At 73.3% G+C, this 21,172-nt stretch carries 22 protein-coding genes and 1 riboswitch; of the genes, 11 read left to right on the forward strand and 11 right to left on the reverse strand.

The window, feature by feature from the left end; genetic code table 11:
• Nucleotides 1–28 precede the first annotated feature (28 nt).
• Nucleotides 29–1,435: a M1 family metallopeptidase gene (locus ACIQVI_RS12965; protein ID WP_403594658.1), complete on the forward strand. Its 1,407-nt coding sequence runs from the start codon at nt 29–31 to the stop codon at nt 1,433–1,435.
• 80 nt (nt 1,436–1,515) lie between these two features.
• Here ACIQVI_RS12965 and ACIQVI_RS12970 read toward each other — a convergent pair whose 3' ends face one another.
• Nucleotides 1,516–2,091: a TerD family protein gene (locus ACIQVI_RS12970; RefSeq protein WP_121828119.1), complete on the reverse strand. Its 576-nt coding sequence runs from the start codon at nt 2,089–2,091 to the stop codon at nt 1,516–1,518.
• A gap of 116 nt (nt 2,092–2,207) precedes the next feature.
• Between ACIQVI_RS12970 and arfB the strand changes: the two genes are divergently transcribed.
• Nucleotides 2,208–2,645 (forward strand): alternative ribosome rescue aminoacyl-tRNA hydrolase ArfB, encoded by a 438-nt coding sequence (gene arfB, locus ACIQVI_RS12975; protein ID WP_366376120.1) that lies wholly within the window; start codon nt 2,208–2,210, stop codon nt 2,643–2,645.
• A 23-nt stretch (nt 2,646–2,668) separates the two neighbouring features.
• Here the strand turns inward: arfB and ACIQVI_RS12980 are convergent, their stop codons facing one another.
• Nucleotides 2,669–3,235: a flavin reductase family protein gene (locus ACIQVI_RS12980; RefSeq protein ID WP_403594662.1), complete on the reverse strand. Its 567-nt coding sequence runs from the start codon at nt 3,233–3,235 to the stop codon at nt 2,669–2,671.
• A gap of 289 nt (nt 3,236–3,524) precedes the next feature.
• Between ACIQVI_RS12980 and cdgB the strand changes: the two genes are divergently transcribed.
• Both cdgB and ACIQVI_RS12990 read left to right on the forward strand, forming a co-directional pair.
• Complete coding sequence (gene cdgB, locus ACIQVI_RS12985; RefSeq protein WP_351972164.1) at nt 3,525–5,192, forward strand: diguanylate cyclase CdgB; 1,668 nt, start codon at nt 3,525–3,527, stop codon at nt 5,190–5,192.
• 108 nt (nt 5,193–5,300) lie between these two features.
• A complete protein-coding gene (locus tag ACIQVI_RS12990) occupies nt 5,301–6,281 on the forward strand; it encodes a carbohydrate-binding protein (RefSeq protein WP_403594666.1) in 981 nt (326 codons plus the stop codon).
• A gap of 88 nt (nt 6,282–6,369) precedes the next feature.
• Here ACIQVI_RS12990 and ACIQVI_RS12995 read toward each other — a convergent pair whose 3' ends face one another.
• The 3 genes from ACIQVI_RS12995 to ACIQVI_RS13005 form a co-directional block, all read right to left on the reverse strand.
• Complete coding sequence (locus tag ACIQVI_RS12995) at nt 6,370–7,290, reverse strand: 1-phosphofructokinase family hexose kinase (RefSeq protein ID WP_403594669.1); 921 nt, start codon at nt 7,288–7,290, stop codon at nt 6,370–6,372.
• A 122-nt stretch (nt 7,291–7,412) separates the two neighbouring features.
• The gene (nagA, locus tag ACIQVI_RS13000; protein ID WP_351972167.1) at nt 7,413–8,567 is read right to left on the reverse strand and encodes an N-acetylglucosamine-6-phosphate deacetylase; all 1,155 of its coding nucleotides are present in this window, start codon (nt 8,565–8,567) and stop codon (nt 7,413–7,415) included.
• Nucleotides 8,567–9,517 (reverse strand): ROK family protein, encoded by a 951-nt coding sequence (locus ACIQVI_RS13005; RefSeq protein WP_401420910.1) that lies wholly within the window; start codon nt 9,515–9,517, stop codon nt 8,567–8,569. Before ACIQVI_RS13005 ends, nagA begins: the two co-directional genes overlap by 1 nt.
• A gap of 304 nt (nt 9,518–9,821) precedes the next feature.
• Here ACIQVI_RS13005 and ACIQVI_RS13010 point away from each other — a divergent pair, with 304 nt between their 5' ends.
• Genes ACIQVI_RS13010 through otsB form a run of 3 tightly spaced genes read left to right on the forward strand, consistent with a single transcriptional unit; the run spans nt 9,822 to nt 12,334 of the window.
• A complete protein-coding gene (locus ACIQVI_RS13010; RefSeq protein ID WP_351972169.1) occupies nt 9,822–11,102 on the forward strand; it encodes an extracellular solute-binding protein in 1,281 nt (426 codons plus the stop codon).
• 12 nt (nt 11,103–11,114) lie between these two features.
• Nucleotides 11,115–11,432, forward strand: a complete 318-nt coding sequence (locus tag ACIQVI_RS13015; RefSeq protein ID WP_403594674.1) for a DUF3263 domain-containing protein — start codon at nt 11,115–11,117, stop codon at nt 11,430–11,432.
• 59 nt (nt 11,433–11,491) lie between these two features.
• Nucleotides 11,492–12,334, forward strand: coding sequence for a trehalose-phosphatase (gene otsB / locus ACIQVI_RS13020; RefSeq protein ID WP_403594677.1), 843 nt, complete (start codon nt 11,492–11,494; stop codon nt 12,332–12,334).
• A gap of 34 nt (nt 12,335–12,368) precedes the next feature.
• Here the strand turns inward: otsB and ACIQVI_RS13025 are convergent, their stop codons facing one another.
• Nucleotides 12,369–12,980: a hypothetical protein gene (locus ACIQVI_RS13025; RefSeq protein WP_403594680.1), complete on the reverse strand. Its 612-nt coding sequence runs from the start codon at nt 12,978–12,980 to the stop codon at nt 12,369–12,371.
• Entirely contained in the window at nt 12,977–13,330 is a 354-nt protein-coding gene (locus tag ACIQVI_RS13030; RefSeq protein ID WP_403594683.1) for a PadR family transcriptional regulator, read from the reverse strand. Before ACIQVI_RS13030 ends, ACIQVI_RS13025 begins: the two co-directional genes overlap by 4 nt.
• Before the next feature lie 50 nt (nt 13,331–13,380).
• On the opposite strand from ACIQVI_RS13030, the gene ACIQVI_RS13035 reads away from it, so the two are divergent.
• Genes ACIQVI_RS13035 through ACIQVI_RS13050 form a run of 4 tightly spaced genes read left to right on the forward strand, consistent with a single transcriptional unit; the run spans nt 13,381 to nt 17,007 of the window.
• Nucleotides 13,381–13,809: a hypothetical protein gene (locus tag ACIQVI_RS13035; RefSeq protein WP_403594686.1), complete on the forward strand. Its 429-nt coding sequence runs from the start codon at nt 13,381–13,383 to the stop codon at nt 13,807–13,809.
• Nucleotides 13,806–15,032: a hypothetical protein gene (locus tag ACIQVI_RS13040; RefSeq protein ID WP_403594689.1), complete on the forward strand. Its 1,227-nt coding sequence runs from the start codon at nt 13,806–13,808 to the stop codon at nt 15,030–15,032. The genes ACIQVI_RS13035 and ACIQVI_RS13040 overlap by 4 nt, the downstream gene beginning before the upstream one ends.
• Entirely contained in the window at nt 15,029–15,736 is a 708-nt protein-coding gene (locus tag ACIQVI_RS13045) for an ABC transporter ATP-binding protein (protein ID WP_403594692.1), read from the forward strand. The genes ACIQVI_RS13040 and ACIQVI_RS13045 overlap by 4 nt, the downstream gene beginning before the upstream one ends.
• Nucleotides 15,733–17,007, forward strand: a complete 1,275-nt coding sequence (locus ACIQVI_RS13050; RefSeq protein WP_403594695.1) for an ABC transporter permease — start codon at nt 15,733–15,735, stop codon at nt 17,005–17,007. The genes ACIQVI_RS13045 and ACIQVI_RS13050 overlap by 4 nt, the downstream gene beginning before the upstream one ends.
• Before the next feature lie 575 nt (nt 17,008–17,582).
• Here ACIQVI_RS13050 and ACIQVI_RS13055 read toward each other — a convergent pair.
• From ACIQVI_RS13055 to ACIQVI_RS13070, 4 genes are all read right to left on the reverse strand, one after another.
• Complete coding sequence (locus ACIQVI_RS13055; protein WP_403594698.1) at nt 17,583–18,119, reverse strand: GNAT family N-acetyltransferase; 537 nt, start codon at nt 18,117–18,119, stop codon at nt 17,583–17,585.
• Between the two features lie 19 nt (nt 18,120–18,138).
• Nucleotides 18,139–19,500 carry a trehalose-6-phosphate synthase gene (locus tag ACIQVI_RS13060; RefSeq protein ID WP_403594701.1) on the reverse strand — a complete coding sequence of 454 codons (1,362 nt, stop codon included), beginning with the start codon at nt 19,498–19,500 and terminating at the stop codon, nt 18,139–18,141.
• Nucleotides 19,501–19,594: 94 nt separating this feature from the next.
• Nucleotides 19,595–19,888 carry a hypothetical protein gene (locus ACIQVI_RS13065; protein ID WP_403594704.1) on the reverse strand — a complete coding sequence of 98 codons (294 nt, stop codon included), beginning with the start codon at nt 19,886–19,888 and terminating at the stop codon, nt 19,595–19,597.
• Nucleotides 19,889–19,926: 38 nt separating this feature from the next.
• Complete coding sequence (locus tag ACIQVI_RS13070; RefSeq protein WP_351970939.1) at nt 19,927–20,868, reverse strand: glucosyl-3-phosphoglycerate synthase; 942 nt, start codon at nt 20,866–20,868, stop codon at nt 19,927–19,929.
• Nucleotides 20,869–21,018: 150 nt separating this feature from the next.
• Nucleotides 21,019–21,166: riboswitch (SAM riboswitch) on the forward strand.
• The last annotated feature ends 6 nt before the right edge of the window (nt 21,167–21,172 follow it).

A 21,172-nucleotide genomic window follows, 5' to 3' on the forward strand; every position in this document is an offset into this window, starting at 1 on the left:
TTCCCCGCCCGCTGCATACGATCGTTCCGTGAAGCACCGCCACCGTCACCGGACCCGCACCGGAGCCGCCGCCCTCACCGTCCTCGCGGTGCTCGTGGGCGGCTGCACCGGCGCCACCGGCGGGGTCCGGGGCACCCCCGGCGCCGCCGGGCTCCGCGACCCGTACTTCCCGAAGCTCGGGAACGGCGGCTACGACGTGCGGCACTACGCCCTCTCCCTCGCCTACGACCCGGCCACCGGGCGGCTCGACGGCACCGCCGAGATCACCGCCCGCGCCACCCAGGACCTCAGCGCCTTCAACCTCGACCTGTCCGGGCTCACGGTCGGCGCCGCGCGCGTGGACGGCGCCCCCGCCGCCCACAACCGGGCCGGGAACGAGCTGACCCTCCGCCCGCGCGAGGAGATCCGGAAGGGCGCCGAGTTCCGCGCCACCGTCACGTACGCGGGCGTGCCCGAGCCGCTCACGGACGCGGACGGCTCCGAGGAGGGCTGGCTGCGCGACGACGACGGCGGGGTCGTCGCGGTCGGCGAACCGGCCGGCTCGGCCACCTGGTTCCCCGGCAACCACCACCCCTCCGACAAGGCCGCGTACGACATCGCCCTCACCGTCCCCGCCGGGACCGACGCCTTCTCCAACGGCGTCAGGACCGAGCGCCGCACGGAGGCGGACGGGCGCGTCACCACCGTCTGGCACACGCCCGAGCCGATGGCGAGCTACCTCGCGACGGTCATGATCGGGCGGTACGAGACGGGGACGGCGACCGCCCTCGGGACCGTGCCCGTGCTGACCGCCGCCGAGCCGGAGGTCGCGGCGGAGAGCGCCGCGCTGCGGGCCGAGATCCCGACGCTCCTCGCCCGGCAGGTGCGGCGCTTCGGCCCGTACCCCTTCTCGGCCGCCGGGGCGGTCGTCACGGAGGAGGGGACCCTCGGCTACGCCCTGGAGACCCAGACCCGGCCCGTCTTCCCGGCCTCCTCCTTCGACCGGACGACCCTCGTCCACGAGCTGGCCCACCAGTGGTTCGGCAACTCGGTGTCCCCCGCCACCTGGCGGGACCTGTGGCTGAACGAGGGCTTCGCGACGTACGCGGAGTGGCTGTACGCGGAGGAGTACGAGGGCGTCCCCGCCCGCACCGCCTTCGAGCGGGCCTTCGCGCAGCGGGCCAACTGGGCCTTCCCCCCGGCCGCCCCGCCCACCGCCCGCAACCTCTTCGACCCGCCCGTCTACCAGCGGGGCGCGATGGTCCTCCACAAGCTGCGCGAGACGGTCGGGGACGAGGTCTTCGACGGGATCCTGCGCGGCTGGCCCGAGGAACACCGCCACGCCAACGCCTCCACCGCCGACTTCACCGCCTACGCGGAGGAGGCCGCCGGGAAGGACCTCGACGCGCTGTGGGACGTCTGGCTGTACGGGGACGGGAGGCCGGACACGCCCTGAGCCCCGGCGGAGGGGTCCCGCCGGGGCTCAGGGTCGGCTATTAGCCGCGTCCGTCAGAGGTCTCGGACGTCTCGGACGTCTCAGAGGTTGACGCCGAAGTCGCGGGCGATGCCCTCCAGGCCGGAGGCGTAGCCCTGGCCGACGGCGCGGAACTTCCACTCGGCACCGTTGCGGTACAGCTCGCCGAAGACCATGGCCGTCTCGGTGGCCGCGTCCTCGGAGAGGTCGTAGCGGGCGAGCTCGGCGCCGCCGGCCTGGTTCACGATGCGGATGTACGCGTTGCGGACCTGGCCGAAGTTCTGCGAGCGGGCGACCGCGTCGTAGATGGAGACCGGGAAGACGATCTTGTCGACGTTCGGCGGGAGGGCCGCGAGGTTGACGTTGATCTGCTCGTCGTCGCCGCCGCCCTCGCCGGTGCGGTTGTCACCGGTGTGCACGATGGTCTGGTCCGGCGTCGACTTGTTGTTGAAGAAGACGAAGTGGGCGTCGGAGGCGACCTTCCCGGCGGCGTCCACACCGATCGCGGAGGCGTCGAGGTCGAAGTCGGTGCCGGTGGTGGTGCGGACGTCCCAGCCGAGGCCCACGGTGACGGCGGCGAGGCCGGGGGCCTCCTTGGTCAGGGAGACGTTGCCGCCCTTGGACAGGCTCACAGCCATGGAAAGTCCCTTTCATCGGGGTGTCGTCGCCTGGAGAAACGCGCACGGCCCCCCGACGGTTCCCGTTCCGTCCCGGACGGAAATCAGGATGACTCCGACGGCCCAGTGCGGGGAACATGGAGGGCATGTCCGGTCCCTATCCGATCCGCGGCTCCGTCTCGCTCCCCGAGGCCGAGCTCCAGTGGCGTTTCTCGCGTTCGTCGGGCCCGGGCGGACAGCACGTCAACACCAGCGACTCGCGGGTGGAGCTCCGCTTCGACCTCGCGGCCACCGACGCGCTCCCCGAGGTGTGGAAGGCCCGCGCCCTGGAGCGCCTCGCCTCCCGCCTGGTCGACGGCGTCGTGACCGTACGGGCCTCGGAGCACCGCTCGCAGTGGCGCAACCGCGAGACGGCGGCGGTCCGCCTGGCCGCCCTCCTCGCCGAGGCGACGGCCCCGCCGCCCAAGCCCCGCCGGCCGACGAAGATCCCGCGCGGCATCAACGAGCGGCGGCTGCGGGAGAAGAAGCAGCGCTCGGAGACCAAGCGCACCCGGCAGTCCCGCGACTGGGGCTGAGCCGCGACACCCCCGGACGCCCCTCAGCCCAGCTGCCGGTACTTCCCCTGGAAGTACGTCAGGGGCCCGCTGCCGTCCGCCGGGGACAGGCCCACCGTCAGGACCCGGCCCACCACCAGCGTGTGGTCGCCGGCCACGACGCGGTTCTCGGTGCGGCACTCCAGGACCGAGAGCGCGCCGCCCATGAGCGGGGCGCCGCTCGCCCCGCCCCGGGTGTACGGCACGTCGGCGAAGAGCAGCCGGTCGCTGACGCGGTTCTTCATCGAGAAGCGCCCGGCGAGGTGCCGCTGGTTCTCGGAGAGCACCGAGACCGCCCAGACGGGGACCTCGGTCAGCAGGTCGTCCATGCGGGAGCCGTTGCGCAGGCTGATCAGGACCAGGGGCGGGTCGAGGGAGACCGACGTGAAGGCGGTGGCCGTCATGCCGACGTCCTCGCCGCGCGGGCCGTCGTCGGGGTCGTGCGCGGTCACCAGGACCACGCCCGACGCGAGGCGGGACATCGCCGCCCGGAACTCTTCGTTGCTCACCCCCTCAGCATGGGGGATCGCCAGATCGGTCACGGGGGGCGGGGAGAGGGTCTTCTGCGGCACGCTCCCGACGCTAGGACGGCTCCCCGGGGACCGCATCGGGCGGGAGGACCAGGACCCCACCCCCCGCCGGTCCTAGGACCCTCGGGCGGAACCCCGGAGGACACGCCCGCGACCCCCCATGACCTGCTGTGACTTGAGTCACAGCGGCCAGTATTTGTTGACCCTGTGTACCGGCTGCGCAGCTCACTGTGATTCAGTGGCAATCGCAGTACACAGCGAAATGCCACCGTGCAACAGGAAGCCGATCAGAACCCTGGAGTTGCTGTCGAGGTCTCGGGGAGGGCGAGCGATGGAGACCGAGTCGGAGCCGTACGTCCGTCTCTCGACCCTGCGGCAGCTGCATCAGGTCGTGACGGACCTCAACACCGCGCGCAGCCTGGCGGACACCCTGCAGACCGTCGCGGACGGCGTGGTCGCCGGCCTCAACTACGAGCTGGCCTGCGTCAACCTCGTGCGCCCCGACGGTGACCTCGTCGTCGCCGCCTTCGCCGGAAGCTCCGCCGCCGAGGCCCTGATCACCGGCCGGGTCGGCTCCCGCGCCTCCTGGGAGCGCCGCCTCTCCATGGGGAGGGCCTGGGGCGACCTGCGGTTCATACCGCACACCGAGGGCTGGGTCCTCATGGAGGACGACGTCCCCCAGTGGCACACCGACGGCCCGGCGCCCCGCTTCGAGGACGAGTGGCACCCCCACGACCGGCTCTACGCCCCGATGTACGCCTCCGGGTCCGGCCGCGAGCTCCTCGGCGTCATATCCGTCGACCGCCCGCGCAACGGCCGGCACCCCGGCCCCTGGGGCCAGGAGGCGCTCCAGATGTACGCCTCGCAGTCGGCCATCGCCATCAGCAACGCCCGCCTCCGCTCCAACATGCAGCGGGCCCTGGTCCGGCTCGAACGGGAGCAGCAGGCCCTGCGCGCCAGCGAGGAATCCTTCCGCCAGGCCTTCGAGTACGCCCCCTCCGGCATGGCCATCGCCGAGATGGGCGGCGACCAGCACGGCCGGCTGCTGCGCACCAACGACGCCCTGTGCCGGCTCCTCGGCCGGCCCGCCTCCGTCATGCGCCGCTACTCCTTCGCCGACCTCGTCCACCCCGAGGACATCGGCACCCTGCTGCGGACCTCCGCCGAGGGCGGCCGGGCCGAGCTGCGGCTCGCCCGCCGCGACGGCACCTACGTGTGGGTCTCCCTGCGGAACTCCGTGGTCGCCGACACCGCCGACGGCCCCCGCTTCCTGCTCACCCACGTCGAGGACATCGAGGAGCGCAAGCGCCACGAGCTCCAGCTCGCCCACCGCGCCTCGCACGACGCCCTCACCGGCCTGCCCAACAGCGCCGAGCTGCGCTCCCGGCTCTCCGCCCGGCTCTGCGAGCGCCCGGCGGACGCCCCGGGCTCGTACGGCGACGGATACGGCCCGGTCCCCGGCACGGGTCCCGGATCCGGCTACGAGCCGTACGAGCACGAACACGAGCACGGCTTCGGCTTCGAGCCGGCGGGCGGCGCGGGGCCCTACGACCACCACGTCCACATGGTGGCCCCCTCGGGCGGCGAGGTCGACGACGGCACCAAGGGGCTCGCGGTCCTCTTCTGCGACCTCGACGGCTTCAAGTCGATCAACGACCGCTTCGGGCACCACACCGGCGACGCCGTCCTCATCGAGGTGGCCCGGCGGCTCACCACCGGCGTCCGGGACGGGGACACCGTCGCCCGGCTCGGCGGCGACGAGTTCGTCGTCCTCGCCGACGGTCTCGGCGCGGCCGACGCCGCCGACCTGGCCGTACGCCTGCGCAACGCGATCATCCCGCCGATCCGGGTGGACGGGCGGGCGGTCCGCGTGGGGGCCAGTTTCGGCATCGGCTGGGCCGAGTGCGGGATGTCCGTGGAAGAGGTCCTGAACTCCGCCGACCAGCGGATGTACGTGGAGAAGCGCTCCCGGGCGAAGGTCCAGCGCCGGGCCGGCTGACGTGCCCGCGGGCCCCCACCAGGTCAAGGGTCCGAGTCGGGGAATGGTCCGTTCGGGGTAGGCTCGCCGGGTCGGCGACGGCTGGCGAGCATGGAGAGGATGACCCGGATGGCTGCCGGTAACGACGGCTCGAACAAGCCCGAGGACGACGATCCGTTCGGCTACCTGTACGAGGACGGACGGGCGGCGGGCGCGCAGCCCCCGCAGGGCGGCGGCTACGGCTACCCCGGCCCCGGTCCCGCTCAGCCGGGCGTGCCCCGGACCTCGTACAACCAGGTCAGGACGGTCGGCGACCGCCGCCAGTACGGCGGGGGCCAGCAGCACGCGCAGCCGTACGTGCCGCCGCAGCAGCAGGCGCCGTACGGGCAGCCGCACGCGCAGTACGCCGCGCCCGAGACCTACGGCGGCCAGCAGCCGCCCCGCCAGACCCCGCCGCCCCCGCAGCGCGGCGGCTCCGGCCGGGGCCCCAACACCCGGGGCCTGCTGATCGGCGCGGTCGCGGTCGTCGCGGTCGTGGTGCTCGGCATCGCGGCGGCGGTGATCACGAACATGAACAAGGACACCGGGGACGACAAGGCGGGCGGCACCGCCCCCACCCCGACGGCGTCCTCCCAGCCCTCGGAGACCCCGAGCGGCGAGCCGAGCTCGGCCTCCCCGACCCCCACCGAGCTGCCGAGGCAGGACGCGGCCACGCTCCGGCTGGGCGGCCCGGCGAAGCTCGACACGGCCGTGAAGGGCGCGAAGGGCCCGGGCGGCGCCTACGTGTCCTTCAACGGCGAGGGCGGCTCCGCGAGCTGGTCCGTGGACGTGCCGAACACCGGGGACTACACCCTCCGGATCGTGTACAGCGTGCCCGGCAAGGACGCGAAGACCTCCCTGACGGTCAACGGCGAGAAGCCGCGCGAGATCAACATGAAGAACTGGGCGAAGGCCGCCGAGGGCGACTGGGAGAAGGGGTGGACCTACACCTACTCCTACGTGAAGCTCAAGGAAGGGTCGAACTCGCTCAAGATCTCCTGCGAAGCGGGCGACTCCTGCGACGCGGCCCTGGACCAGGTCTACCTGGAGGCCGGGCACACCGGCCGGTGACCTCTCCCCGAGGGGTCACCCCGCAAGAGGTCTCCCTCTCAAGGGGTCTCCTCCCCCTAGGGGTCTTCCCACCTAAGGGGTCTCCCGCCTAAGGGGTCTCCTCCGTCACCTTCACCCGCGTCAGCAGCTCCTCGTACGCCGTGCGGTCGAATTCCCCGGCCACCGGGGAGAGGACCGTGGCCGCCGAGAGGGCGACCGCGCGGGTGAGGCGGTCCGGCCAGGGGGTGCGGTCGACCAGGCCCGCGAGCAGGCCGGCGACGGCGGAGTCGCCCGCGCCCGTGGGGTTGCCCCGGACGGGGGCCGGTGGGGCCGCGCGCCAGAGGCCCTCCGGGGTGGCGGCGAGCAGGCCCTCGGGGCCGAGCGAGGAGATCACCGCGTGGGCGCCCCGGCGGCGTGCGTCGAGGGTGGCCCTGCGGGGTTCGCGGGCGCCGGTGAGCTGGGCGAGTTCGTCCGCGTTGGGCTTGACCAGGTCGGGGCGGGCGGCGATGCCCCGCCGCAGGGGTTCGCCGCTGGTGTCGAGGAGGACGGGCACGGCGGCCGCGCGGGCCAGCCGGACGAGTTCCGCGTACGCGCCGACGTGGATGCCCGGCGGGAGGCTGCCGCAGAGGGCGACGGCGGCGGCGCCGTCGAGGAGCGCGGCGAAGCGGTCGCGGAAGGCGTCCCACTCGGCGGCCGTGACGTTCGGCCCCGGCTCGTTGAGCTGGGTGGTGTCCCCGTCGGCGGCGTCGACGACCGCGACGGTGCGGCGGGTGGGCCCCGCCGTCTCGACCAGCTCGTCCCGGACCGGGGTCGCCGCGAGCCGCTCCCGCAGGACGGCCCCGGTGGCGCCGCCCGCGAAGCCGGTGGCGACGGTCTCGTATCCGAGGGCGGCGAGGACCCGGGCCACGTTCAGCCCCTTGCCGCCGGGGCGCTCGATCACCTGGGTGACCCGGTGGGAGGCGCGCGGGGTGAGGGCCGGGACCCGGTAGGTCAGGTCCAGCGCCGTGTTGAGGGTGACCGTCACGATCACCTGCCCACCCCCGTACTTCCTGTGAAGACCTCTGGAACGTACGTTCCGACGGCCCCTGATCATGCCAAAGGAAAGGCGGCAGGCCCAGACCCCGGCCCGCCGCCCTTCCGCATGACTCCTGATCAGGCGGCCGCGGCGATCGCCGGTTCCACGATCCAGGCGCCCTTGCGCATGACGCCCCGGAGGTTGAACTCGGCGTCGAGGACGACGATGTCGGCGTCCTTGCCGGGCTCCAGGGAGCCGACGCGGTCGTACGCGCCGAGGAGGCGGGCCGGGTTGGCGGAGATCGCCCGGACGACCGACTCGACGGGCAGGCCGTCGACGGTGACGGAGCGCTTGAAGGCGCGGTCCAGGGTGAGGGTGGAGCCGGCGATGGAGCCGCCCTCGACGAGCCGGGCGACGCTGTCCTTCACCTCGACCTCCAGCGGGCCGAGCATGTAGCGGCCGTCGCCGAAGCCCGCCGCGTCCATGGCGTCGGTGATGAGCGCGACGCGTCCGGCGCCCGCGTGGTGGAAGGCCAGCTCCAGGGCGGCGGGGTGCAGATGGGTGCCGTCGTTGATGAGCTCGACGGTGATCCGCTCGTCCTCCAGGAGGGCGGCGATCGGGCCGGGCGCGCGGTGGCCGAGGGCGGGCATCGCGTTGTAGAGGTGGGTGGCGACGGTGGCGCCCGCGTCGATGGCGGCGACGGTCTGCTCGTACGTGGCGTCCGTGTGCCCGATGGCGGCGATCACGCCGTGCTCGGCGAGGAGCCGTACGGAGTCGAGGCCGCCGGGCAGCTCGGTCGCGAGGGTGACCATCTTGGCCCGGCCGCGCGCGGCGTCGACCAGCTTGCGGACCTCGGCCGGGTCCGGGTAGCGCAGCAGCGTCTCGTCGTGGGCGCCCTTGCGGCAGGGGGAGATGAACGGGCCCTCGAAGTGGATGCCGGCGATCTCGCCCTGCTCGGCCAGCTCGGAGAGGAGACCGGCCCGCTCGGTGAGGAAGTCCATCTCGCCGGTGACGAGCGAGGCCACGGTGGTGGTGGTGCCGTGCAGGCGGTGGGTGCGGACGCCCTTGAGGACCTCCTCGGCGGTGCCGGAGGTGAAGGACGCGCCGCCGCCGCCGTGGTTGTGGGTGTCCACGAAGCCGGGGACGAGCCAGTGGCCGGTCAGATCGATGGTCTCGGCGTCCTCGGGTGCGCTGCCGACGATGCGGCCGCCGTCGACGATCACGCGTCCGTTCTCGACGATCCCGGTGGGCAGCACGACGTGTGCGCCGGCGAGAACCTTGTGATCGGCCATCAGGCGGAAACCTCCGAGTCGGTGGGGCGCTGGGCGGCGAGCAGGTCCCAGGCGAGGAGGCCCGCGCCCAGGCAACCGGCGGTGTCCCCGAGGGCCGCCGGGACGATGGCGGGCAGCTTCTGGAACGTGACTCGCTCCTCCACCGCGGCCCGAAGTGGTGTGAACAAGGTTTCCCCGGCCTCGGCGAGACCGCCACCGATGATGAGCGTGCGGGGGTCCAGCAGGGTGAGCGCGGTGACCAGACCGTCCGCGAGCGCGTCGACGGCGTCCTGCCAGATCCGTACGGCCGTGGGGTCGCCGGACTCGACGGCCTTCGCGCAGTCGGCGGCGTCGGCCTCGGGGTCGTCGCCGGCCTCGGCCCAGGCGAGGGAGACGGCGGAGGCGGAGGCGTACCGCTCCAGACAGCCGCGCTGGCCGCAGCCGCAGGCGGTGCCGCCGGGGCGGACGACGATGTGGCCGATCTCGCCCGCGTAGCCGTGGGCGCCGGCCTCGATGCGGTCGCCGATGCCGATGGCCCCGGCGATGCCGGTGCCGAGGGGCACGAAGAGGAAGCGGTCGGCGCCGTTGCCCGCGCCGATGCGGCCCTCGGCGAGGCCGCCGGTGCGCACGTCGTGGCCGAGGGCGACCGGGATTCCGTCGAGGCGACGGCTGAGGAGTTCGCGCATGGGAACGTCGCGCCAGCCGAGATTGGCGGCGTAGACGGCGATGCCGTTCTCGGCGTCGACGATTCCGGGGACGGCGACTCCGGCGGCCGCGGCGGGCTCTCCGTACCGCTCCTGGCCGAGGGCGCGGAGGTCCTCCGCGAAGCCGAGGATCGTCTCGACCACGGCCTCGGGGCCCCGGTCGCGCCCGGTGGCGCGGCGGGCCTCGTGGAGCAGGGTGCCGTCCGCCCCGACGAGGGCGGCCTTCATGCCGGTGCCGCCCACATCCAGGGCGATGACGTGTTTCACGTGGAACAGTCTGGCGCGCGGAGGCCCTAAAGGTCTAGTCCACTGCCGAGGATTGTTGCGAACGGATACAAATTCGATTCCCGCCCCGGCTCCTCCCGCGCGGCGCGCGCCCCGGACGCGCCCCCCGTTCACCCTGCGCCCGCCCCCTCGTTCGCTCCCGCGTCCGTTCCGCGGCTTTTCGGAAGGGTGTTGCGGAAGTGATATCCGAGTGGTGTAGACCTCACGTACGCGCGCGAGGCAGACTTGCGGCCCTGACGAGAGCAAACGTGCAGCTCAGCGCAGCTCAACGACGAGCAAAAGGTGGATGAAGCCCGTGCAGCGGCGACGATTTCTTGGACTGACCGCGGCCGCCGCGGCCCTCGGCCTGACCGCCACGGTCTCCGGCTGCGGCTCCCTGGGCGGCGACTCCGGCGACGTGACCCTGAAGCTGGTCGCCGCCGAGTACGACCTGACCGGCGGTGACTCCACCAAGAAGTACTGGACCGACCTCGCCTCCGCCTTCGAGGCGCAGCACCCCGGGATCAAGGTCCAGGTCCAGGTCGAGTCCTGGGACGACGTCGACCGCAAGGTTGCCGAGATGGTCAAGGCCGGCGAGGCCCCCGACATCGCGCAGATCGGCGCCTACGCCGACTACGCGGCCGCCGACCAGCTCTACGCCGCCGACGAGCTGCTCTCCATACCCGTCCAGGCCAACTTCCTCGCGCCGCTCGCCGCCGCGGGCGAGCACAAGCAGGTCCAGTACGGCCTGCCCTTCGTCGCCTCCACGCGCCCCCTCTTCTACAACAAGGCCCTCTTCGAGAAGGCCGGCGCCGAGCCGCCCACCACCTGGGACGAGTTGGTCGCGGCCGCCGGGAAGCTCAAGAAGGAGGGCGTCCGCACCCCCTTCGCGCTGCCGCTGGGCCCCGAGGAGGCCCAGGCCGAGGCCATGATGTGGCTGCTCGCGGGCGAGGGCGGCTGGACCGACGCCACCGACCACTACGCGGTCGACTCCGAGGCCAACATCCGCACCTTCGACTGGCTCCGGACGAACCTCGTCGGCAAGGACCTCACCGGCCCCGTCGCCCCCGGCAAGCTCAACCGCAAGGCCGCCTTCGCCGCCTTCGCGAACGGCGAGGTCGGGATGCTCAACGGCCACCCCTCGCTCCTCAAGGAGGCCGCGAAGAAGGGCGTCGAGGTCGGGCAGGTCCCGCTCCCCGGCGCCGACGGGCCGTCCAGGACCTCCATGGGCGTCGCCGACTGGATCATGGGCTTCAAGCAGAACGGCCACCGCAAGGAGATCGGCGACTTCCTCAACTTCGCCTTCAACGACGACAACGTCCTGAAGTTCGCCGGGGACAACGACCTGCTGCCGGTCACCGTCAGCGCCTCCAGCCGCATGGAGACCGACCCCGAACACGCCAACCTGCGCGTCTTCCTCAAGGTCCTCCCCGACGCGCAGCTCCCGCCGGTCGGCAAGACCTCGTGGGCCAAGGTCAGCGAGAACGTCAAGCAGAACATCGGCAAGGCCGTCACCCCGAACGGCCGCCCCGCCGAGGTCCTGGCCTCGATCGGCCGAGTGGCGACGGCGGCGGAGGCCGACGAGTAATAGGTTGGTCGTATGACCGAGGACCGGGAGACGACGCACGAGGGGAGCGGTGGGGCCCCCGCCGGCCCCGCCCGTCCCGCCGACCCCGCCTGTCCCGCCGACCCCGCCGGTCTCACCGAGCAGGAGCAGGCCCTCCTCGCCGTCGAGCGTCGCTCCTGGCCGGGCCCCGGGGCCAAGGAGCGGGCCGTGCGGGAGGGCCTCGGGCTCTCCCCGACCCGCTACTACCAGCTCCTCAACGCCCTCCTCGACGACCCGCGCGCCCTCGCGCACGACCCGGTGACCGTCAACCGGCTGCGCCGGATCCGCGAGGAGCGGCAGCGCAGGAGGTAGGGCGGAAGGCGGCGGGCGCGGGACGGTAGCGAGGGCCTCGCGTGGGTAGGGTCGAGAACATGGCCACCAGCCTTCCGCACCCGACCACGTCCGCCGGCCGCGACGGCCTGGCCGCGATCCTCGCGCGGCCGGAGGAGACCGTCGTCGCCCTCGACTTCGACGGCACCCTCGCCGACATCGTGTCCGACCCCGAGGCGGCCCGCGCCCACGCCGGGGCCGTACCCGCCCTCGCCGCCCTCGCGCCCCGGGTCGCCTCCGTCGTGGTCGTGACCGGCCGCCCCGCCGGAGTCGCCGTCCGCAACGGCGGCTTCGCCGGCGCCCCCGGCCTGGAGAGCCTCGTCGTCCTCGGCCACTACGGCGCCGAACGCTGGGACGCCGCCACCGGCGCCGTGCGGGCGGCCCCCGTGCACCCGGGCGTGGCCGCCGTCCGCGCCGAGCTGCCCGGTTTCCTCGACCGGGCCGGGGCGTGGCAGGGCGTGTGGATCGAGGAGAAGGGCCGCGCGGTCGCGGTCCACACCCGCAGGGCCGCCGACCCGGAAGGCGCCTTCGAAGCACTCAAGGGCCCCCTCGCCGGCCTGGCCGCCGACCACGGCCTCGTCCTGGAACCGGGCCGGATGGTCCTGGAACTGCGGCCGCCGGGCGTGGACAAGGGCGTGGCGCTCGCCTCGTACGTACGGGAGACCGGCGCCGGTGCCGTGCTCTACGCGGGCGACGACCTGGGCGACCTGCCCGCCTTCGCCGCCGTCGAGAAGCTCCGCTCCGACGGCACCCCCGGCCTCCTGGTCTGCAGCGACTCCGGCGAAGTCCCGGAACTCTCCACCCGCGCCGACCTCTCGGTCCCGGGCCCGGCGGGAGTGGTGGCCTTGCTGACGGCTTTGGGGGAGGCGGTGCGGGGGGACTGAGGGCGGGAGGGTCCGGCGGGAAGGCGGGCCGCGCTCAGCGGAACAGGTCGGCGACGACGTAGACGGCCACCAGGGCCAGGACGGCCACCGCCCCACGGGTGGCCACGCGCAGCCGTCGCCGCCAGGCCGGGTTCCGCTCCAGGAGCAGACCGGTCGCCAGCTGGCCCGCGACCCAGGACAGGGGCAGCAGGACGAGGGCGCCCAGGCGCTCGGAGCCGGATATCTGAGGGACCCTCATGACCTCTCCCATGCCGTGGTCCAGGGCCGGGAGCAGCGGGCCGCCCGCGGCGATCACGTCCGAGCCGATGCCGAGGGTCACCGACCACAGGATCGCCAGCAGGTAGAGCGCGGCCACCCCGCGCAGGCCGGAGGCCATCCACTCGCCGGGGGTGGGCCAGGACCGGGAGGTCAGGCCCAGGAAGGTGAGGGGGCGGTTGTGCGCCCCCGCCTCCTCGGCGAGCTGCCGCGCGTACGCGGCGGGGCTCTCCAGCTCTTCCACGGACGCGCCCTCACGCAGATGGGCCGTCAGATCGGCTACTGCCTCGGCCCGTTCGCGGTGCGGGAGGGCCAGCAGACGGTCGTCGACCTCCGCCGCGTACTCGTCCATCCGGTCCCGCTCGGCCACCGGCCCGCTGACGGCGTTCATTCAGGATTCCCTTCCGTTCTGTCGGCTCTGTCGCCTCTGTCGGCCAGGCGCTCGATCGCCCCCGCGAGCCGCGCCCACTCCCCGTTCGCCTCCGCCAGGGCCTCTCGCCCGGCCCCGCTCAACTCGTAGTACTTACGGGCGGGCCCGGCCGTGGAGGGGACCAGGGAGGAGGTCAACATGCCGTCCTTCTCCAGGCGGCGCAGCACTCCGTAGACGGACGGGTCGGCGACGTCCCGCAGCCCCGCGTCGCGCAGTCGCTCCACCAACTCCAGGCCGTACGACTTGCGTCGGTCCAGCGCCAGGAGAACCGCCAGCTCAAGGGCTCCCTTGAGTAGTTGACTGGATCGCATGGTTCTATGGATAGCATAGAACCATGTTGGAAAGGAAACATCTCGTGTCCATGCGAAGCACCACGGCCCGTCGCGGATTCGGCGCTCTCGGGGCCGCCCTCGTCCTCTCCCTCGCGCTCACGGCCTGCGGGGGTGGCTCCGACGCGGCCGAGGCCGTCGCCGCGTACGACCCCGCGGAGGTCGAGATGCTGCGGAAGCAGGGCGAGCGGAGCGGCTTCGAGGTGACCGACGAACTGCTCCTGGAGACCCTCAGGACCCGGGACGACTGCCGCACGATCAAGGCGGTCGTGGACGCCGTGGCCAAGGGCGAGAAGAGCGGCCCGGCCTTTGAGAAGTTCGCCGCGCTGCCCAAGACGAACGAGGACCGCGGCCAGGCGGAGCAGGCCGACTACTTCCGGACGCTGGCCGACAAGGTCGAGCTCGGCGACGTCCAGGAGGCGCGCGACTACCACGTCGCCAACTGCGCGGGCGTGAAGTGAGCAAGCGCCGAGCCGGGCGCGCGAAGGCGCGGTCCGCGCGGGGGATCACCGTCGGTGCCGCGGTCGTGGTGGCTGCCGCCGTCGTGGCCGCCGCGGCGCTGGCCGTGGACTCCGAGGAGCCGGGGGAGCGCTCCTCCGGAGGGCCCGCGCCCGTCGAACACCTCGTGCAGGAACGTCCCTTCCGATCCGTGGTCACCCTGGACGCCCGGATCCGGGCGCGGCAGCCGCACCCGGTGGGGCCGCCCGACGCGCGCGAGGCCGAATGGTCCGTGGCCGACGGGACGCGCGTCGCCAAGGGCACGGTGCTCGGCCGCCACGTCCCCGTGACCGGGGAGAAGAGTCTGGCCGACATGGAGACCGAGCTGGCCGACGCCCGGCGGGAGCGGGCCGACCGGGCCAGGCTGCTGGACGTCGACGTGGACCAGGCGGAGGAGAACCACCGCAAGGCCACCGGTGAGGAGAAGGTCACCGCCGGGAGCGAGCTGGTCAGGACCCGGCTGGTCGCCGGTCAGGAACTGGAGAAGCTGGACGTGCAGATCTCCCGGCTGGAGGCGAAGGTCTCCGCCGCGAGGGGCCGGACCCGGACCATCACCGCCCCGGCGGCCGGCCGTTTCGTCCTCGGGACGGGGGGCGGTGCCGAGGTGCGGCCCGAGGGGTTCGAGACGTCCGCCGCGGTGCCGCCGGTCCTGATGTACCGGCTCGACACCCCGCAGGCCGCGCGGGCCGCCGCCGTCGTCAAGATCACCGGCGGCCCGGCCGAGTTCCCCTGCACGCCCGTCACGTACCGCGGCGCGGAGCCGGGGGAAGGGGCTGGGGCGGCGCCTGATGAGGGAGCCGGCGGGTCGGGTACGGCGGAGGGCGCGGGTACGACCGGCGGTGCCGGTACGACCGGAGGCACCGGTACGACCGCCGGAGCGGACGGTGCGGAGGACGCGCCCGGTATCTCAGCGTCCTGCGCGGTCCCGAGTTCCGTACGTGTCTACGCTGGGCTCGTCGGCACCATGGCCATTACCGTCGTCGACCTGCCCAGGGCCACCGTCCTGGACGCCTCGGCCATCCGGCTGGCCGCCGGGGAGAAGGGCCTGGTCACCGTACGGACCGCGGACGGCGGCACCGAGGAACGGGCCGTCGTGCTGGGCCCCACCGACGGACTCGCGTACGTGATCACCGAAGGGCTTCGGCCCGGTGAGACGGTCCTCGCCCGCTCGGAGGGGCAGCGGTGACCCTCAGCCTGACCGACTGCCACGCCTCCTTCGACCAGCCGGACGGCACCACCCTGGACGTGCTTCGCGGTGTGTCCATGGAGGTGCGGGCGGGCGAATCCGTCGCCATCCTCGGCCGGTCGGGGTCGGGGAAGTCGACCCTGCTCAACGTCCTGGGAGCGCTGACGCCGCCGCAGCGGGGCAGCCTTCGCGTGGACGGCGGGGACGTGTGGGCGAGGAAACCGGCCCAGGTGGCCAGATTCCGCGGTGCCACCTTCGGCTTCGTCTTCCAGGACTATCTTCTGATGCCTCGTCACAACGCTCTGGACAACGTGGCATTGCCCCAGCTGTGCGGCAGTGTCACCGAGTGGCGCGGCCGACGCCGCCGGGCCCGCAGGCTGCTGGCGGACGTGGGTCTGGCGGGCAAGGAGCACGCCCGTCCGGCGGAACTGTCGGGCGGGCAGCAGCAGCGGGTGGCCATCGCCCGCGCGCTGATGCGCGCACCGCGCGTGGTGCTGGCGGACGAGCCGACCGGGGCGCTGGATCCGGACACGGGCAACGAGATCGTGGACCTGCTGCTCTCGGTCGTCGCCGACCAGGGCCGGTCGCTGGTCCTGGTGACGCACGACCTGGAGATCGCGGACCGCTGCGACCGGCGGATCCATCTGGTGCGCGGCGAGATAGCCGACGAGGCGAACGGGCGGGCGGGGGCGGGGAATCGATGATGTGGAGGCGAATCCTCACCGGCAGCCTGGAGGAGATCAGGGTCAACCGGCTGCGGTCGCTGGTGACCGGGCTGTGCATCTGCGTGGCCGTGACGGCGTTCTCGCTGGTGATGCAGTTGGGTCAGGGCGCGCGGCAGTCGATGACCGAGACGGTGGAGCTGACCCAGGGCCGGGCCGGGACCTGGCGGGTGACGGCCCAGGGCGCCCCTTCGGAGGTCCTGCTGGCCGGTTCGGCCGCGGCGGCCGGGGCGCCCGGTGCCGGGGTCCGGGCGTGGGGGCGGGCCGTACGGGTGGGCGAGGTGAAGGCCCGGGTGCGGGATTCCGCCTCCGGACCGGCGCCCTCCGCGGTCATCGGACTGCTCGCCGTCGACCCCGCGATCGCCGACGTGGCGCCCGTGCCGCTCAGCGGCGGCCGGTGGCTGACCGAGGACGACGCGCGGGACGGCGCCCTGCCCGTGGTGCTCTCGCCCGGCGCGCTCAGGAGCCTGACGGCCACCGGGGAAGGGGTGGCGGACGCCTCGTCGCTGATCGGCGGGGAGCTGCTGGTGGGACGGCCCACCGATCTGCGGCTGCGGATCGTGGGGGTCGCGGCGGACGGTCCGCTGATGCGGTTCCAGTCGGAGGGCGACCTCGGTTTCGTACCGATCCACTCCGCGCGCGCCGACGGCGTGCATCCCGCTCTCGCGGGGCTCTCCGGCCCGGCCGGCTCCGTACAGACGTATCTGCTCTCCGGCGACGGCTCTTCGGGCGCGGGCAAGGACACGGTACCGGCGACGCTGAAGCGGGTGCTTGCCTCCGCCGGGCATCCGGCGGCGCAAGCCACCGCCGAACGCGTCGACCGCGCGGACGACTTCGCCGCCGCGACCCGCTCGCTGAGCACTGTCCTCGGCGTGATCGGAGCGGTCGCCCTCGGGGTGGGCGTCCTCGGGGTCGCCAACGTCAGCCTGATGAGCGTGCGCGAACGGACCCAGGAGTTCGGCCTGCGCAGCGCCCTCGGAGCCTCCCCGGGCGTCATCGCCTGGCTGGTGCTCACGGAGACGGCCCTGGTGATCCTCGCCGGAGGCGCATCCGGAGTACTGCTCGCGGCGATCCTCTCCCGTGCCGCGGGCGCGGCCCTGGGCAGCACGCTCGGCGGTTTCCCCCTCACCCCCTTGTCCCTGTCCACGGCCACGGTCGGCCTGGCCGTCAGCGCGGCCTCGGGCCTCCTGGCCGGCCTGCTCCCCGCCCTACGGGCCCGCCGCCTGAGCGTGGTGGAAGCCATCCGACGCTGAGCGCCGTCGTGACCCCGGCCCACGAAAGCCCGCCCAGACGGCGGGCGAGCCGGACGGGCACCCGTCACGTGTGCACGGCAACCACCCACGGACCCCGGCCACGCTTCCCTTTGACGCCCCGGCCTCGGCCCACGACGGCCCGCGCACTCCCGGAGCGGGGGTGCGGCACCCCCGAGGAACGGAGCGGAGCGAGTACCGCAGGGCCCCGTACGGCGGGTGCCCTTGCGTACTTAAGACGGAGTGACCGGGTCGGGTCGCTGAGCTGCGTGAACGCTCGAAAGGCCATTCACTTTCGGATGAGATCATCCAGAAATGAATAGAGCCCGGTAGGTCGGCATATCCCAGTCCTCGGTCTCGCGAAGCCTCAAGCAGCTCTCCGAGGCGGGTTCATCTACCCCGACGGCCGTGACTGGCGCATCCGTCCCGACTTCGCGTTCAACGGCAACGGGGCAGCCCAGGGCCGCGCCGTCCAGGGCATTCCGGCCGACGCCCCCGACCCGTACACGCGGAGGGGCGCCGGGCTGACCGTCATCGACGGTGGAGACGACGACGGCGACGAGTGAACTCCGTCCCCGTCAGGCACCGGCCCCGGTCGGTCGGATCATCGCGGTGAGTACGGGGGACTCCGGGGACGGGCGGCTCGTGCCGATCGTCTCGTAGCCCCAGGACTCGTAGACCCGCCGGACCTTTCCGTCGCCCGCCGACGCGTTGACCATCAGGGACACGTACGCCTCGTCGCGACCGGCGAGGAGTTCGTCGTGGACGCGGCGCGCCAGGCCCGTCCCCCGGTGGGGGAGCGTCACACCGATCTCCTTGAGGGCCAGGGTCGGGGAGCGGGTGAGGGCGGGGTCCACGTCGCCCATCCTCGTCCACCAACGGTCCCCGCTCTCGACCGTGTTGCCGTACGCGTAGCCCACCGGCTGCCCCTCGGCGTCGAACGCGAGCACCGCTCCGAACCCCGGCTCCCGGCCGTGCCGCTCCAGGCGCTCGGCGAAGGCCGGCACCGCGTAGTTCGGCAAGTGCAGCAGGGGCTCGCGCACCTTCGCGTACACCGCGATCAGGGGAGTGGTGACCTCATGGGCGTTCGTGTAGCGGCGCAGTCCGGTGGGCACGTGGGTCTCCTCCGGGGCCCTACGCAGGCCCCCTCAACGCCTCCAGCTGGTTCAGGAACCAGCGCTGGGGCGGTAGGGCCGTGGAGGCCGTGGCCAGGCGTTTGGTGCGGTCGGCGCGTTCGGAGGGGGGCATCGTCAGGGCGGTGTGGAGGGCCTCGGCGGTCTCCGAGACGTCGAAGGGGTTCACCGTGAGGGCGTCGTCGCGCAGTTCCTCGTAGGCGCCCGCCTCGCGGGAGAGGACCAGGGCGCAGCCCTGCTCCGAGACCACCGGTATCTCCTTGGCCACCAGGTTCATGCCGTCGCGGACCGGGTTCACCAGGGCGACGTCCGCGAGGCGGTAGGCCGCGAGGGAGCGGGTGAAGTCGTCCTTCACCGAGACCAGGACCGGGGTCCAGTCCTCCGTGCCGAACTCCGCGTTGATCTCCTCCGCGAGCGCCGCCACCGAGGTCGTGTACGAGCGGTAGACCTCCAGGTCCTGGCGGGAGGGGTACGCCGACGCCAGGTGGACCACGCGGCCGCGCCACTCGGGGCGGGTGGTCAGGAGCTCGCGGTAGGCCAGCAGGCCGCGCAGGATGTTCTTCGACAGCTCGGTGCGGTCCACGCGGACGATGGTCTTCCGGTCGCCGACCTCGGCCCGCAGCTCCGCCAGCCGCTCGTCCACCGCCGGCCGGTACGCGAGCGCCCGCAGCTCCTCCGCGTCGACGCCCAGCGGATGCACCGCGACCCGCGTCCCGGTGCCCTCCACCCGCGCGCCCGCCGCGAAGGCCTCCGCCCAGGCCGAGGTGTGGAAGCCCAGCTCGTCCGCGCCGAGCATCCCCCACAGCAGCTCCTCGCGGACGTCGTCCGGCAGCATCCGCAGGTACTCCGGGGACGCCCACGGCGTGTGGGTGAAGTGCGCGATCCGCAGGTCCGGGCGGAGCTCCCGGAGCTGCCCGGGGACCAGCGCCAGGTGGTAGTCCTGCACCAGGACCGCCGCCCCCTCGTCCGCCGCCCCGGCCAGCGCCTCCGCGAAGGCGCGGTTGTAGGCGCGGTACGACTCCCACCGGCGCCGGAACTCCGCGTCGTACACCGGCTCGCGCGGGACGTCGTACAGGTGGTGGTGGAGGAACCACAGCACCGAGTTCGCGATGCCGTTGTACGCGTCCGCGTACACGTCCGGATCGATGTCCAGCATCCGTACGCCGGGCTCGCCGACCCCGCGCCGGACCGCCTCCCGGTCGCCCTCGCCGAGGGCCGCGCACACCCACACGCTGTCCTGCGAGGAGACGGTGCTCAGGCCGGAGACCAGGCCGCCGCCGCCCCTGCGGGTGTCGAGCGAGCCGTCCTCGCCGAGCACGTACGAGACGGGACCCCGGTTGGATGCCACGAGCACAGTAGCCATGTGGCGAACCTAGCCCGTCCCGTAAACGCTCAAACGTACGTATACAAGACGGGGGGATCCGGCCACGGAGGGTGAGTGAGGGCCCCCGCGGGGCTCAGGGGGCGGGGCGGTCGCGCAGGGCCGCCCTCGCCACCAGGCCCGTCGCCGCCAGCGCCGTCACCAGGCCCCCGAGCAGCCAGAGGCGCTCCTCGTTCCCCCGGGAGCGGGGCGGAGTCACCGCCTTCCCCGGTGCGCCCGGCGCACCCGGCACCGGGGACGCGTGGGCCGGGACCGGCGGCGCCGGGGCCGCCGCGTCCGCCGGCGCGGGCGCCCACGCCACCAACGTCAGGCCCGCCACCGCCAGCGCCCTGCCCGTACGTCGTCGTCGTCCGAAGTCCATGGAACCCATGGGCAGTGAATGTATGTAAAACGGGTCATAAGGTCGCGTTACGCCACGCGGCGCCGCGCGTACTCCGCGATCTCCGCCATCGGCGGCCGCTCCTCCGTGTCCACCGCGTACGTCCGCGGCTCGAAGCCCCCCTCGCCCCGCTCGAACTGCGTCAGCAGCGGCCGCACCATGTGCCCCCGCGACAGCCTCAGCTGCGCCGTCCGGTAGATCGTCGCCGCCATCCGGCCGAGCGCCCGCCCGTCCTGGTGCCGGTGCTTGCGGACCCCCACGTCCACCTGCGCGAGCCCGTCCAGGCCCACCGTGTGCAGCGCGTCCACGAGGAGGCCCAGCTCCACTCCGTAACCGACCGGGAAGGGCAGCCGCTCCAGGAGCGAGCGGCGGGCCGCGTACTCGCCGCCGAGCGGCTGCACGAATCCGGCCAGCAGCGGCCAGTGCAGATTGAGCAGCGGGCGCGCCACCAGCTCCGTCACCCGGCCGCCCTGACCAGGGGTGCCGTCCAGCGGACGGTCGTACATCGCCTTGACGAGGTCCACGTCCGGGTCGGTCAGGAGCGGGCCCACGATCCCCGTCACGAAGTCCGCGGAGAAGTCCCGCAGGTCCGCGTCGACGAAGCACACCACGTCCCCGCTCGTCACCATCAGTGACCGCCACAGGACCTCGCCCTTGCCGGGCACGGCCGGTATCCGGGGGAGTATGTCGTCCCGCGCCACCACCCGCGCCCCGGCCGCCGCCGCGACCTCCGCCGTCCGGTCCGTGGAGCCCGAGTCGAGCACCACCAGCTCGTCGACGAGCGGCACCGCCTCCGACATCAGCTCGCGGCGGATCACGGCCACGATGTCCCCGACGGTCGCCTCCTCGTTCAGCGCGGGCAGCACCACGCTGACCGTCGTCGCACGCTTGGCGGCGAGGATCCGCTCCAGCGGCCGGTCCGCCACGGACCAGGACCGCCGGGACAGCCAGCGCTCCACCTCTTCCAGCACGTGATCTCCATCTCGCGGTTCGGACGGGCCGTCCAAGCACCCGGGCCTTCGGTTACAGTCTTGAACAACGCAGCGACCCCGTGCACGTCGGGGTGGCGTACGCGTCGGAGCGCAGGAACGAAAGTCCCGGCCCTCCCCACAATCGAATACCGCTCATCCAGAGGGGCAGAGGGAAACGGCCCGTTGAAGCCCCGGCAACCCTCCAGTCGGTTCGTCTCGTCATCCAGCGAGGTCCCCGGCTAGGGAAGGTGCCAAATCCGTCTCATGGCGAAAAATTCGCCATTGAGAAAGATGAGGAGAAAGG

Origin of the sequence: Streptomyces sp. NPDC098101 (assembly GCF_044760185.1) — a bacterium.
Taxonomy (GTDB): domain Bacteria; phylum Actinomycetota; class Actinomycetes; order Streptomycetales; family Streptomycetaceae; genus Streptomyces.